The organism is Sphingomonas sp. UYP23, from assembly GCF_054059235.1.
Window position 1 is genome coordinate 2,699,535 of the sequence record NZ_JBSSBX010000001.1, and the last position, 12,816, is coordinate 2,712,350.

Annotated in this window: 11 protein-coding genes and 1 tRNA gene; 3 read left to right on the top strand and 9 right to left on the bottom strand. The window is 65.7% G+C overall.

The genetic code is table 11. From position 1 onward, the window contains the following. Positions 1-22: 22 nt before the first annotated feature. Both ACVWYO_RS13385 and ACVWYO_RS13390 read right to left on the bottom strand, forming a co-directional pair. Positions 23-4,627 carry an NAD-glutamate dehydrogenase gene (locus tag ACVWYO_RS13385; RefSeq protein WP_457351525.1) on the bottom strand — a complete coding sequence of 1,535 codons (4,605 nt, stop codon included), beginning with the start codon at positions 4,625-4,627 and terminating at the stop codon, positions 23-25. 90 nt (positions 4,628-4,717) lie between these two features. Continuing rightward, positions 4,718-6,037: a PAS domain-containing protein gene (locus ACVWYO_RS13390; protein ID WP_457351527.1), complete on the bottom strand. Its 1,320-nt coding sequence runs from the start codon at positions 6,035-6,037 to the stop codon at positions 4,718-4,720. Positions 6,038-6,235: 198 nt separating this feature from the next. Here ACVWYO_RS13390 and ACVWYO_RS13395 point away from each other — a divergent pair. Further along, positions 6,236-6,311, top strand: a tRNA-Thr gene (locus tag ACVWYO_RS13395). Here ACVWYO_RS13395 and ACVWYO_RS13400 read toward each other — a convergent pair. Genes ACVWYO_RS13400 through ACVWYO_RS13410 form a run of 3 tightly spaced genes read right to left on the bottom strand, consistent with a single transcriptional unit; the run spans position 6,282 to position 8,962 of the window. Continuing rightward, positions 6,282-7,955 carry a recombinase family protein gene (locus tag ACVWYO_RS13400; protein ID WP_457351529.1) on the bottom strand — a complete coding sequence of 558 codons (1,674 nt, stop codon included), beginning with the start codon at positions 7,953-7,955 and terminating at the stop codon, positions 6,282-6,284. The two genes, ACVWYO_RS13395 and ACVWYO_RS13400, sit on opposite strands and share 30 nt — an antisense overlap. Before the next feature lie 60 nt (positions 7,956-8,015). Further along, positions 8,016-8,561: a hypothetical protein gene (locus ACVWYO_RS13405; protein ID WP_457351531.1), complete on the bottom strand. Its 546-nt coding sequence runs from the start codon at positions 8,559-8,561 to the stop codon at positions 8,016-8,018. Then, positions 8,558-8,962 carry a recombinase family protein gene (locus tag ACVWYO_RS13410; RefSeq protein WP_457351533.1) on the bottom strand — a complete coding sequence of 135 codons (405 nt, stop codon included), beginning with the start codon at positions 8,960-8,962 and terminating at the stop codon, positions 8,558-8,560. Before ACVWYO_RS13410 ends, ACVWYO_RS13405 begins: the two co-directional genes overlap by 4 nt. Between ACVWYO_RS13410 and ACVWYO_RS13415 the strand changes: the two genes are divergently transcribed. Further along, positions 8,961-9,134, top strand: a complete 174-nt coding sequence (locus ACVWYO_RS13415) for a hypothetical protein (RefSeq protein WP_457351535.1) — start codon at positions 8,961-8,963, stop codon at positions 9,132-9,134. The two genes, ACVWYO_RS13410 and ACVWYO_RS13415, sit on opposite strands and share 2 nt — an antisense overlap. Positions 9,135-9,246: 112 nt before the next feature. Beyond that, entirely contained in the window at positions 9,247-10,143 is an 897-nt protein-coding gene (locus tag ACVWYO_RS13420) for a hypothetical protein (protein WP_457351537.1), read from the top strand. On the opposite strand, the gene ACVWYO_RS13425 is transcribed toward ACVWYO_RS13420, so the two are convergent. Genes ACVWYO_RS13425 through ACVWYO_RS13440 form a run of 4 tightly spaced genes read right to left on the bottom strand, consistent with a single transcriptional unit; the run spans position 10,124 to position 12,796 of the window. Beyond that, positions 10,124-10,873, bottom strand: coding sequence for a ThiF family adenylyltransferase (locus ACVWYO_RS13425; RefSeq protein WP_457351539.1), 750 nt, complete (start codon positions 10,871-10,873; stop codon positions 10,124-10,126). The two genes, ACVWYO_RS13420 and ACVWYO_RS13425, sit on opposite strands and share 20 nt — an antisense overlap. 13 nt (positions 10,874-10,886) lie before the next feature. Further along, positions 10,887-11,258, bottom strand: a complete 372-nt coding sequence (locus ACVWYO_RS13430; RefSeq protein ID WP_457351541.1) for a hypothetical protein — start codon at positions 11,256-11,258, stop codon at positions 10,887-10,889. A gap of 15 nt (positions 11,259-11,273) precedes the next feature. Continuing rightward, positions 11,274-12,155 carry a hypothetical protein gene (locus ACVWYO_RS13435; protein WP_457351543.1) on the bottom strand — a complete coding sequence of 294 codons (882 nt, stop codon included), beginning with the start codon at positions 12,153-12,155 and terminating at the stop codon, positions 11,274-11,276. Next, positions 12,155-12,796: a hypothetical protein gene (locus ACVWYO_RS13440; protein ID WP_457351545.1), complete on the bottom strand. Its 642-nt coding sequence runs from the start codon at positions 12,794-12,796 to the stop codon at positions 12,155-12,157. Before ACVWYO_RS13440 ends, ACVWYO_RS13435 begins: the two co-directional genes overlap by 1 nt. Between the last annotated feature and the right edge of the window lie 20 nt (positions 12,797-12,816).

A 12,816-nucleotide genomic window follows, 5' to 3' on the forward strand; every position in this document is an offset into this window, starting at 1 on the left:
TGGGGGCTGTTGGGGCGCGCCGTTACCGCGCCAGCAACACCCGCGCCTGGCCCGCGATCTGCGCGAGCATCGCGGCATTCGGAGCAGGCGCCAGACGCGCGCGATCGATCACCGCCTTGAACTGCGCGACGCGGCCGGCATTCTCCGCCAGCCAGCCTTCGACCAGCGCCTGCGGATCGCTCCCGTTCCCGTTGGCGCCGCGGCCCAGGAATTCCAGCCGCAACTGCTGGAAGTCGCGCGCCAGGCCCGCGATCAGCAGCCGCTCCCACGGGTCGCTCGACGCGATCCGCGCGGCATTGGCCTGCGCCCAGTCGAGACCGAGCGCCTGGCCCAACCGCGTGAAGGCGCGCGTCAGCACGGCCTCGTCGATCCCGAGCCGCTCGCCAAGATCCGCCAGCCCGACCGCGCCGTCGAGCTCGAACAGCCGCACGACCTTCTGCACGAGCTTGGCCGGAGCGCCCGCCGTCTCGAGCGTCGATGCAATCCGCGCGCTCTGCGCACTCGCTTCCTCGAGCAGCAGCGCCTTGGTCTGCTTGTCGAGCGCGCGAATGCCCTTCGACAGCCGCGCGAGCACCTCGCCCGGCCCGGTGCCGCTGCGCGTCACGCGCAGCAGGTCGGCGATCTGCGACCGCGTCGCGACCGCGACTTCATCGAACAAGGCGATTCGCGCCGCCTCGGGCATGTCGGCGGTTTCGATCTCGCGCCACAAGGCGGGCAGGTCGAACAGCCGCTCGGCGACGACGAAGTTCGCCGCGATGTCGCTCATCGCCGCGCCCTCTTCCTCGGCGAGCTCGAACGGATACAGCACGCCCATCCGGTTGACGATGCGATTGGCGAGCTTGGTCGCCACGATCTCGCCGCGGAGGCGATGCTGGTCGATCGCCGTGCCGAACTTCTTGCGCATTGCGGGCGGGAAGGCAGCGTGGAGATCGGGCAGCAGTTCGGGATCGGCCCCCAGATCCGACCGCTCGATCGCCGCCTGCAGCGCGAGCTTGGCGGTCGCGAGCAGCACGGCAAGCTCGGGCCGCGTCAGCCCGCGCCCTTCGGCCGAGCGGCGCAGCAGATCGTCATTGCCCGCCAACCCCTCGACGACGCGGTCGAGCGAACCGCTCGCTTCGAAGATCTCGATCAGCCGGACATAGCTCGGCACGTCGCGCGCGCCGTCGGCCTCGGCGATCGACAGCGCGAGCGTCTGCAGGCGATTGTCCTCGAGCACGATGTGCGCGACGTCGTCGGTCATGCTCGCGAGGAAGCTGTTGCGCTTCTCATAACCGAGCCGGCCTTCGATCATCTCGCGGTTGAGCGCGATCTTGATGTTGACCTCGTTGTCCGAGCAATCGACGCCTGCCGAATTGTCGATGAAGTCGGTATTGATCCGTCCACCATGCGCCGAAAAGGCGATGCGCGCGGCCTGCGTGACGCCGAGGTTCGCGCCCTCGCCGATCGCCGTCGCACGCAGGTCCTCGGCATCGACGCGCAAGCGGTCGTTCGCCGGATCGCCGACCGCGATGTTGTTCTCGGCGCGCGCCTTCACATAGGTGCCGATGCCGCCGAACCAGATCAGGTCGACCGGGGCCTTGAGGATCAGCGAAATCAGGGCGCCGGGCTCGATCTCGCTCGCCTCGATGCCGAGCGCTGCGCGGATCTGCTTCGACAGCTTGATCACCTTGTCGGTGCGCGCGAACACGCCGCCGCCCTTCGAGATGATCGACGCGTCGTAATCCGCCCAGGACGAGCGGGGCAGGGCGAACATGCGCGCGCGCTCGGCCCAGCTGGCCGCAGGGTCGGGGTCGGGATCGAGGAAGATATGGCGATGGTCGAACGCCGCGACGATCTTGAGCGTCTGGCTGAGCAGCATGCCGTTGCCGAACACGTCGCCCGACATGTCGCCGCAGCCGACGACGCGGATCGGTTGCGTCTGCACGTCGACACCGCGCTCGGCGAAGTGGCGCTGGACCGAAACCCACGCGCCCTTGGCGGTGATCCCCATCGCCTTGTGGTCATACCCGACCGAGCCGCCGCTGGCGAAGGCATCGCCGAGCCAGAAATTGTGCTCGAGCGCGATCGCGTTGGCGACGTCGGAGAAGGTCGCGGTGCCCTTGTCGGCGGCGACGACGAAATAGGGATCGTCGCCGTCATGGATCACGACGTCGGCCGGATGCACCACAGCACCCTCGACGATATTGTCGGTGATCGACAGCAGGGTGCGGATGAAAACGCGGTAGCTTTCTGTGCCCTCGGCGAGCCACGCATCGCGGTTGGACGCGAGCGGGAGCTGCTTGGGATAGAAGCCGCCCTTCGCGCCGGTCGGCACGATCACCGCGTTCTTGACGCGCTGCGCCTTCATCAGCCCGAGAATCTCGGTGCGGAAATCGTCGCGTCGGTCGGACCAGCGCAGGCCCCCGCGCGCGACCGGGCCGGCGCGCAGGTGGATGCCCTCGACGCGCGGCGAATAGACCCAGATCTCGCGCCACGGAACGGGGGCGGGGAGGCCGGGGATGAGATGGCTGTCGAGCTTGAACGCAAGCGCGGTCTGCCCGGCGGAGGCGAAGGCGTTGGTGCGCAGCGTCGCCGCGATCACGCTGCGCAAGCTGCGCAGGATCCGATCGTCGTCGATCGCCGAGACCGCGTCGAGCCCGGTGTCGATCGCCGCATCGGCAGCTTCGACGCCCGTACGCGTGTGTGCCGGATCGTGCGCGGCGGCAAACCGCGCGATCAGCGCAGCCGCCACCTCGGGCGCGCGGCGCAGCGCGTCGACCACGGTGACGAGGCCGTAGGTCAGCCCGGCCTGGCGCAGATAGCGGAACCAGGCGCGGAACAGCAGCACCGAGGCCGGCGCCATCGCGGCATCGACGATCAGCCGGTTGAACGCGTCATTCTCGGCCTTGCCCTCGAGCACCGCCTGGATCGCATCCTCGAGCACCGTCGTATCCGCCGAAAGCCGCACGCCCGCCGCCTCGACGAGGAATTCATGGACGAAGCCCTGCTCGTCATCGGCGAGCGCCGTCGGCAGTTCCTCGATCACGCGGAAGCCGAAATTCTCGAGCACCGGCACCGCGTCCGACAAAGCCAGCGCGCCACCCTGGCGATAGATCTTCAAGCGCGCCGCGCCTTTCGCGTCGCGGTACATCCGGACCGAGCGATCCTCGGGGGTTTCGAGCCGCGCGAGGCGGATGATGTCCTGCGCCGCTTCCTCGGCCGCGTTGGCGGCGCGATAGCCGGCCGGAAAGGTCGCCGCGTGGCGCAGCGCCAGCCGCGTCGCGCGGGCCGGCTCGACCAGCTCGGCAAGCGCTGCCTCGACGGCAGGGACCCAGCCGCGCACCATGCGTGCGATCCGCGCATCGAGCGTCGCCGTATCGGGCATCACGCCGCCGCCGCGCACGTCGATCGTGAAGCGGATCAGCGCAGTGACGTCGTCCATCGCGATCGCCCAGTTGAGCAGACCGCCATGCGCCGCCTCGACCAGCATGTCGCCGATCGCGATCCGCCGCGCGGTGGTGAGGTCGTCGCGCGGGAGCCAGACAAAGGCGAACAGATGCCGCCCGAGCACGCTGCGCACCAGCACGAGCTTCGGTCGCGGCCGATCAGCGAGCGACATCGCGGTCAGCGCGACCTCTTCGAGCGATTCGGGCGTGAAGGCGGTGATCAGATCATGCGGCAGGGCAGCGAGGGCGTGCGTCAGCGCCTTGCCGGTATGCCCCTTGGGATCGAAGCCGAACTTCTTTTCGAGCGCGGCGAGATGCTTGCGCAGCACGGGCACGTCCTGCGGCGCGGCACTCAGCGCGCTGCTGGTCCACAGCCCGGCATGGATCGAAACGCCGACGATCTTCTTCTTGTCGCGCACCGGCACGACCGCGAGATCGAGCGGGAGATGGCGATGCACGCTCGAGATGAGGTTGGACTTGAGCAGCAGCGGCGCCTCGCCGCCTTTCTCGAACCATTCGATCGCGAGCGCGCGGGACGCTTCGGCGAGCATCGGCACCGGCTGCGGGTTGCGCGCCAGGCCAAGCGTCGTCTCGGTCGTGCCGCGCCACAATTCGTGGCCGAGCAAGGTGAAGTTGCGGTCGAGCAGCCAGGCGAGCATCGCCGCGCCTTCGCCCGGCGGGAGTGCCGCGATGTCGGCTGCCATCGCATCCTGCAACGGCTGCCAGTCCTGCACCGCCGCGCGGACATCGGCGAGATTGCGTTCGAGCGTGGCGACCAGATCACGCCGATCACGCGCATCGGCGCGCTCGAGCTCGATATAGATCATCGATTCGGCGGGTCCCGTGTCATCGACGCCAACCAGCTGTCCGTCCACGTCGCGCGTCACGCCGAGCACGGGGTGGATGATCCGGTCGATCGAGATGTCGTGCGCGCCGATCGTTGCGGCGATCGAATCGACGAGGAAGGGCATGTCGTCATTGACGATCGCCAGCCGCATCCGACGGCGCGGGTCGGTGCCGGGCAGCGGCTCGAGCGCAACCTTGGCGGTGCCGGGGTGGCGCTGCTCGGCGGTCGCGGCGACGAACGCGGCAGCGTCGAGCCGCTCGGTCTTGCCGAACCCCTGTATTTCGCCCGGAAGCGCGCCCTTGGTAAGCCGGGCAGCGAGCGTGTCCGACAGCGATTTCAGCGTGGTTTTAGCCATGGCCGCTCCTATGCGCCCGACATTGCGCGACCTCAAGACTTGTGGCGCTGCACAATTTCGGGCGGGGGACGCACCGCCCCCTCAGGCGTATTATAGCGCTTTGTTGATCACGCGTTCGGTCAACGCCGGATCGTCGCCAAGCGTTGCCACGATGTCGAGCCGGCCGCCGTCGGCGGCGCGCGCCAGCAGAACGACATAGCTGCCGTGCACCGCGGTCGTATCGATCGCGACGCTGGCGATCGTCGGGCGTTCGGAAAGCAGTCGCGCGCGGCTTTCGCGCGGTTTTGGGTGCGGGGTTCGTGCTGCACGCTCGGCCTTGACGACGCCCTTGATGCCGCCCTCGAAGCCTTCGAGAAACGCGCCGAGCTGCCCGGGCGCCACGCCGATCCGGCGCGCGTGCGACAGCACGGCGGCATATTCGGTCAGCCGCGTCTTGTCGTAATCGCTGCCGAAGACGAGCTTGACCACCGGCGTCATCGGCGCGCGGAGCTGGACGGCGATCCCAGCCGAATCGAGCAATGCGGCATATCCTTGCGGATCCGCGTCGGCCGCGGCGGCGAAATCGTGCGCGCGTGCCAGGGCGCGGTAGAGCGTCGCGCGCCCGCGCACATCGGCGGCGCGCACGGCGGCGGCGGTCTGCTGCGCGAGCATCAGGTGATCGGCCAGACCGGCAGGGACGATCGGGCTGGCAGCAGCGTCGCGCTCGGGCGCGTCGTCCGTTTCGGCGTCGTCGGTCTCGGCGCCGTCAAACCCGCCGCTCGGACCATCGGCCCAGATCGGTGCGGCGGGCCCGCTCGGCGCGACGCCGACCGCCGCGGCGATTTCGGCGTTGAGCTTGGCCTGGGTCTCGGCGTCGACCAGCTCCTTCCAGTTGATCACGCCATAGATAAAGTCGATCGATTCGTCGTCGGACGAAAACGGCATCAGAATGCCGCGATACAGCGTGTTGTGGCCGCGGGTGTTGACGAATTCGGCCTCGAACCCGATCGGCGAGCGATTCGCGATGATCTGCAGATAATGGTCGGTAAGGCGCGACAGCAGCGATCGGCTCGGCACGTCCGAAATGTGCGTGACGCTCGAATCGAGGCTGCACTCCTCGCGCAGCGCGCGGCCGAGATAGGCGATTGCGGGGTTCTCGATCCCCAGCGAGAAATCGAGCAGCACGCTGTGCGGCCCGAAATCGGCGATATTGGCGGGATCGAGGTCCTCGATCGAGGGATAGGCGCGCCCGCCGAGCAGCGAGACCCAATGGTTATAGGCGCGGACATGCATCCGCCGCTCGTCGGTGCCGACGTCGATCTGGGTGTCCGCGACACCGCCGCCCGCGCCGTTGGCGGCGCTATCCTCGGCGGCATCGATGTCGCCGTCCATCTCGAAGCGATCGTCCCCGAATCCGCGAACATTGTCCATTGCGCAACCGTCCCACTTGGCCCGCCCCTACCGATCGGGCGACTGTCTTGGCCGCTTGTGCGCCCTGCGTGGTAAACGCGGAGTAAAGCCTGTGGTTTTTGCTGGTGTCGGCGATGATTGGAACCGAGGCCGCTTGTCAGCATCGAATCCAGCTGGTAAGCGCCCGCCCTCGCCCCCGTTCACCCGAACGCGGACGACGCCGCTTTAGCTCAGTTGGTAGAGCATCGCATTCGTAATGCGGGGGTCACAGGTTCGAGTCCTGTAAGCGGCACCACTCCCGATCAAGAGAGGGCACCGCTGGTGCCCTCTTTGCGGGACCTTCGTTCGCGGCGATTTCCAGCGACTTGATTGGGCCCGTGATGGTGATGTCGGTTGGCGTGACCACCACCTTTTCGATGAAGCGTCGCGCATATCCCTGGCGAACACTGCTGTCTTCCGAACGCAGCTTGCCGAGTAGGACCTCTCCCAGCCGATCGACCGCTTCGGGGGTGATGCGTCGATCGGCGGCGGAGAGCTGACGCTCGACCAGGTCGATCTCTTGTTCGAGGTCCGCGCGGCGGGTGCGCTGGTTGGCGAGGCGGGAGGTAAAGTCAGCGTCACGCGGGCTGACGATACCCTGCTCGATAAAATCGAACATATTCTGGATTGCGCCTTCGACCCGCGTGCGTTCGGTGCGAAGCGCCTTGAGATGGATCTGCCGCTCGCGCACGGCGGCCGAGCTATCGTCCAGCAGATTAGCAAGAAGCGCGCGGAGTCGCTCGGGTCGGAACAGGCGATCGGCCATCGCGTCGATCACGATCGTCTCGAGCGCATGATCGCGCATGCTGATGCCGGGACACACCGTCTCTCCGCGGCGAAGACGGCGGGAGCATCGGTAATATCGATACCTGCCTCCTTTGCCCGTGGCGATCGTCAAGGCATGACCGCATTCGGGGTGACCGCATTTGGCGATGCCCGCAAGCATGGTTGGGCCGGATACGAAGCTCGGTGGCGTGACGTGTCGCGAGTTGCGGACAATGCCTGCCTGAATCTCAAGCCATTCGGCTTCGGGAATGATGATCGGGACGACGACCTTCTGCCATTCCTCCTCGGGGCGCTTGACGCCATTACGCGTATCGTTGACCCCGTAGAGATGGATGCCGCGGTATGTCGAGCGGGTCAGGATGTCGCGCACGTTGGACACATGCCATTTGCGTCCGCGCAAGGTCGTGCCGCTCGCATTGAGGTGGCAGATGATCTTCTTGTACCCCATCGGACCCTGACCGATCCCGAGCCGCTTCATGCGGAACATCTGCTGAACCAGCAGAGCCTCGGACGGTTCGACCACGAGGCGCTTTTTGGGTTTGGGGCCACGCATCTCGGCGATTTCGCTGGCGTAGCCGAACGGCGGAACGGCCCCATTCCAAAATCCTGCCTCGGCGTTGCGCATCATGGTGTCGAGCGTGAACTTGGCGGTCTGGCGTGATTGATACTCGTCGAAGTTGGATAACACGCCGCGGACCAAGTCGCCTTCAGCATCATGCCCGACCTCCTGCGTGATCGCGACGATACGCACGCCAGCGCGTTTCAGCCGACGCCGGTGATGCTCGAGCAGGTAATGGTCCCTGAACAACCGCGAGAAGCTGTAAACGCCAATCTCGGTAATGCCGCTGCCGGGTCGCATGGCGTGCTCGAATAGCGCGTGCAGGCCCGGACGATTGTCGGTCGTTCCGGACAGACCGCCGTCCCGGTAGGTGTCGACCAGTTCGACGCCCAGGCGGCGGTAGTGCTCGGCGAGCTTTTGCTCCTGATTATCAAGACTAATCCCGCCATCCGCCTGGCGCTGGGTCGAGACCCGGACATAACCAAGGACCCGCTCGATACGCTTGGCTGTCATTGCTACGACTCCCATGATTTCGTGAGCTGAATTGCGGTTCATGACAGCGCCTTTAGCAACGTCGCAGCGCCGCTGATTACACTGCCAGTACGGCGGCAGATCTCACCTCAGATGCGACAACATATGCGACAGTGGATACCATTTGACCGCGAGGATCAGGTCGAGCGCGTGGCTGCCGGGAAAATCGCTCATCTCGGCCGCGACGATGGTAGTGTACCGCGAAGCGAAAAAGGCGGGAGTTCTGTCATAGCCGATTACGCTGCGTAGCGTCCGTCCCGGCAACGCGGCGAGCAGCGTATCGGGGAGATGTTGGCCGTATACGCTGAGCTCGGTAACGATAGAATATCCGTCATCCCCAAAATGCACGGTGTCTTCGCTATAGTCGTATCGGTCGGTCCTGTAATTCAGGTAGATCCGGCCGCGAGCGGCGTCGCTGTTGAAGTTGCCAGCGCCGTCATGAACTTTGGCTTGACGAGCGACGCTTGAGCGCGGCTTCCCTTGCCACAGGGACAGCGCCTCGCCGGCGTGACGCTGACGGAACCCGGCGAGAAAGGTCGCCGTGTTCGTGCCAGCCATCAGCAGGAACCGCACCGCATGGGCCGAGATCAGAGGATCGCGTGCTGTGAGGACCTTTGCCGCACGGTTCATGATGTCGTTCCGACAGTGACCTTGGGCCTGCCTTCCGCCTTCTGTCCCGCGTCCTCGGGGATCGAGACAATGCGGACGCCCGCTCGCTCAAGCCGTTGGCAATACTGATCGAGCAAATCGCCATCGCGAGCCAGGCGCGAGAAGCTGCAGACCCCGACCTCGGTTATACCGCTATCGCCGTGAATGGCGTGGTCGAGTAGTGCCTGCAGGCCCGGACGATTGGCGGTGACGCCAGACGCTCCATTATCACGATAGATTTCGACCAGATCGCCGTGGAGACGACGGTAATAATCGCCGAGCGCGGTCGCCTGCGCATCGCGCCTGACACCGCCTTCCGCCGAACCCTGCGTCGACACCCGGACATTGCCAAGTGCTCGTTCGACCCGTGCCGTTTCAGGCATGACCCTTACCTTCGAAGATATAGCGCAGATCGTCGGCGCCGAAGAGAGTGAGCAGCCATTGCGATTCATCGGCCCCAACCTCGAACGCGTGAGGCATTTGATCGACAACCCGACGCACGTCTCGCGCAACTGGATTCGTGGGGGAAGTTTTTCCCGGCTGGTTGGGCGGTGATGCCATCGTTCAGCATCTGGCCGGGATCGATGTACGGCAGCCATGTCAGTCGCAGGGCGATAGCAGCGCAAAGGGCTCCCACGTCCGCGTAGAGCATATGCAACACGATAGTATGGCCTATATGCCTTACGTTGGCGGATGGCAGGATGTGGAGGATGGCACGGCAGTGATGCGGGACTTGGCTGATCTGATGCTGGCGATGACCGACCAGAATGCGTGGTCCGCCAAGGGCAATGCCGGCAGCTTTGTCGTGTCCATTGCTGGCACGCAGATAGACTTCGACCGCGCCGCCCCGGCGATCGGCCTTAAGTTTGAGCGACTGGCCGCGGCCGTCGAAGCGGCCATCGCCTACAGGCGGGCTCGCAACATGATCGAAGTTGCTGGGGTCAGCGCACAACCATTGCCGTTGTGGCTGGTGAGCGGATCCGACGTCCTCGCCCAGTATGTTCACTGGACCAACACGAGCGATGCGTTGCGGAAAGTCCTCATGATGACCGATAGCGTCGGCGTCGCGCCTGTCGTTGGCTATCTCGACCGGCGCGCCCGGCGCGACCTTGGGCAGGGCGGTGCCAGGATCAGGGTGCGAGGCGGTACCGCGATCGCCGAGCGGATCGAACTTTCTGATCATCCGCGATGCACCGCCTCGCTTGGGGAAAGTGCCTATATCCACATCGAGACGCACAAACTGCCGGATGTGCTGATCTCCGCACTGCAGCGTGACGCGCGCGACAATGCGCTGCGACCACTCGCCGAGGTCATCAGCCATCCCTTTTTCGCAAGCGCCAACCTCAAGATCACCGGCGTTGCGAACGATGGAACGGCGTTGGTATTCGAAGTGGAGAGCAGCTGGACTCCGCTTGAGCCGGTTCCTGCCGTCGCCTGGGGCGTGCTGCCCCCCGACGCCGATAGCGCCTTTCCCTGGCGTGCTACCGCCAGGGAGCGCCGAGCGCTGGATGGACTGGTTGACGAGGCACGCCATCGTGTCGCCGCTACGCGCGATCCGCGTTGATGATCGCGTTGCCATCGGTCGAATAGATGGCGTGATACTCCGCCTCGGTGTCGAGATAGAAGCCGCGCAACTGCTTGTACTGGATTACCGCCAGCGTTCCGGCCAACATGTTGAGATCGGCCACCTGAATGTTGCTGCGGTAGAGTTCGTCGTCGGCGTCGCCGGTCAGCGGGATGCGATTCTTGTCGTGGACGTGCGCGCGCATCGCGGGTGTGCTGGTGGTGACGCGGACCAGGCCCATCAACCGATCGTCGACGAGGCTCAGACCAAGGCCGCAATCGATATAGGGCAGGTCGCGTTGTTCGAGTGCAGGAATGATAAAGGCGCGTGCCGCGACGCTGTCGACGCAGACGAACACGAAGTCCGCCGCGTCGAGCAAGCCGATCGTATCGGCGGCAAGATGCACCGCGTGCGGTTCGATCCCGGTGTGCATGCGACCGTAGATGCGCGCGAAATACTCGACCTTGGACAGGTCGGCCGCGATGTCTTCGATCGCCATCGCGCCAGGCCAGCGGAACGCATTGTGCTGCTCGGCGCAGTCGCCATCGATCAGCAGAATGCGGTCGGCAGGCGTCTTGCTAATGAGATCGAGCACCACAGAGCCGGTGCCGCCGAGACCAATGATCACGATCGTGCCACCGTCAAGGCGGCGCGACACCGCCTCGATCCCGGCGCGGGTCGAGGCGGTGTCGGAATAGACGAACGGACCGGAGGCGCGAACGTCAGTCACGATGCTGTGCGGTTCAGCTGGCATAAGTGGCATTGACGTTGACCAGCAGGCCATCAGTCAGGGGAACGACATCCCCCGGCGTCAACAATCCGTTCAGCCCTGCGTCGAGCGTATGGCGGAATGACACCGTCGCTACCCCGGGATCCTGCCCCTCGCGGTCGGGATAGGCGATGCGCAGCAACTGCGCATAGGTTGCGCTGCGGCCACGCAAAGCGTTCCAGCGGCCGTTGACCGAGATCATCGTACGCCCAACCGTGGTCGTGGGGCGCGGCGTCGAACGCTCGGCCTCGCCGACGAGATAGAGCGCAGGGCGGCGCGGGGTGGTCGGGGGCGGCAGGATCCCCGGGACGGCGATCTGCGCGGCATGGGTAATGGTTGGCAACATGCTCGTTCTCCTTGGCTAGAAAGGTTCGTGGTCGTTTGAGGTTTCGCCCGGTCGCAGGCACTCGCGCAGTGCGTTGACGATATTGGCGTAGAGCACCTTGGCGGACATCTGACCGTAACGCGGCAACTGTTGGCTGATCCGTTCCCAAGAGACGGTGCCGGCGCGCGGATCGATGCCGAGATCGCCCATCGCCTCGCAACAGATAGACAAAGCGAGGACGTGATCGTGACCGCTTGGGACCGACCGCAGGGCGACCGCTTCGGCACCAGGGGCGACCCACGACGGGATGCCGCGCCTGACGTCACGCTGCAGCACCCAGCTCACCTCGCCCAGGTCGATATCGACTCCAAGCCGGTCCTCGCGCCAGCGACGTCCGCGTTCCGGATCGATCATAGCGGCGAGCCCGGCGAGCACGTCGTCACCAACACGGTCGGCACCGACCACGGTCACGATCAGGTTGGCGCAGCGCGCGGTTGCCATGGCAATAGTAACCGGCGACGCACCCAGTGCCTCGCCGATCTCGCCCGACGCGGCCACGTTGGCGGCAATAACGGGATTGGTCAGGTTGAGCACGGCGTGCGGCACGCCCGCCACCCGGGCCAGCCAGCGCGCGGCGTGAGTGCGCCCTGCACCCTCCACCCCACCGAGGATCAACGTGCCCCCACCGAACCACGGCCGCTCGGCGGCGAGCATCGCTGTACAGCGCTCGCGCACCCAGGCGAGGAAGTCGGGCTGGTGCTCGTGCATGACCAGAAATGGAATGCCGCCAGGGCCGAGCCGGTCACCGCCGAGCAGCGCGAACGGCTCGCCCAGTTCGAGCGGCAGCGGCTCACTGCCTGTGCCATGGCCGACGATCATCGCAGGGATGGCGGGCTGGAAGTGAGCACGGGTCGCCATCAGTTGCCTCTCCACATGCGCAGGGGCCGCATGCCGCCGGCACCGCGCCCCTCTTTTTTCACACGGCGCTCGACCATGAACATCTCATCGACCAGCATCTGTGAAAGCGCCTCACCGCCATGCTCGGCGGCGTGATCCAGGAAACCAACGAACCGATCCCTCTGCCAGCGCAGCCAGTCACACAGCCGGTCGCGCTCGATCGCCCGACCATAAGTAACTGACCATTCTGCGGTGTTGCTGCTCAGGCGCTGCAGCTCGAGGACATGCCGCCCGTACTTGCCCTCGCGTGAATAGAGGTTGACCACCAAGTGATCGCGCGCCCGTTGCGCTGCTTTCTCCTGCTCTTCCGCCAGTTTCAGACGAGCAGCAGCAACCATTCGGTCGGCCAGTTCGTCGAGCGCTGCGCTGCCGAACATCATGGTGAGCCGGCCAAGGAAAACCGTGTCGAGCTGGCCCTCGTTTACCGCACCGAGCAGCGTGTCGCGATCAGCGGCTGTCTCGAAGCGCCGGCTCCAGACCACGGACGGCGCCGCACGACTGCCGGGTGGCTGTGCGAGCAAATCGAGTACACGCTGATGGTCCGCGTTCTGGCGCAGGTGGAAGGCGTTGGTGGGATCACCAGGAAGTGCGATAAATTGCATGGCATAAGACAAATACGATC

What these genes read in the sequence shown, in the direction of transcription:
- ACVWYO_RS13400 (WP_457351529.1), bottom strand. Translation starts at nt 7,955, where the DNA reads ATGAACCGCAATTCAGCTCACGAAATCATGGGAGTCGTAGCAATGACA.
- ACVWYO_RS13385 (WP_457351525.1), bottom strand. Translation starts at nt 4,627, where the DNA reads ATGGCTAAAACCACGCTGAAATCGCTGTCGGACACGCTCGCTGCCCGG.
- ACVWYO_RS13390 (WP_457351527.1), bottom strand. Translation starts at nt 6,037, where the DNA reads ATGGACAATGTTCGCGGATTCGGGGACGATCGCTTCGAGATGGACGGC.
- ACVWYO_RS13415 (WP_457351535.1), top strand. Translation starts at nt 8,961, where the DNA reads ATGACCCTTACCTTCGAAGATATAGCGCAGATCGTCGGCGCCGAAGAG.
- ACVWYO_RS13440 (WP_457351545.1), bottom strand. Translation starts at nt 12,796, where the DNA reads ATGCAATTTATCGCACTTCCTGGTGATCCCACCAACGCCTTCCACCTG.
- ACVWYO_RS13410 (WP_457351533.1), bottom strand. Translation starts at nt 8,962, where the DNA reads ATGCCTGAAACGGCACGGGTCGAACGAGCACTTGGCAATGTCCGGGTG.
- ACVWYO_RS13420 (WP_457351537.1), top strand. Translation starts at nt 9,247, where the DNA reads ATGGCCTATATGCCTTACGTTGGCGGATGGCAGGATGTGGAGGATGGC.
- ACVWYO_RS13435 (WP_457351543.1), bottom strand. Translation starts at nt 12,155, where the DNA reads ATGGCGACCCGTGCTCACTTCCAGCCCGCCATCCCTGCGATGATCGTC.
- ACVWYO_RS13405 (WP_457351531.1), bottom strand. Translation starts at nt 8,561, where the DNA reads ATGAACCGTGCGGCAAAGGTCCTCACAGCACGCGATCCTCTGATCTCG.
- ACVWYO_RS13430 (WP_457351541.1), bottom strand. Translation starts at nt 11,258, where the DNA reads ATGTTGCCAACCATTACCCATGCCGCGCAGATCGCCGTCCCGGGGATC.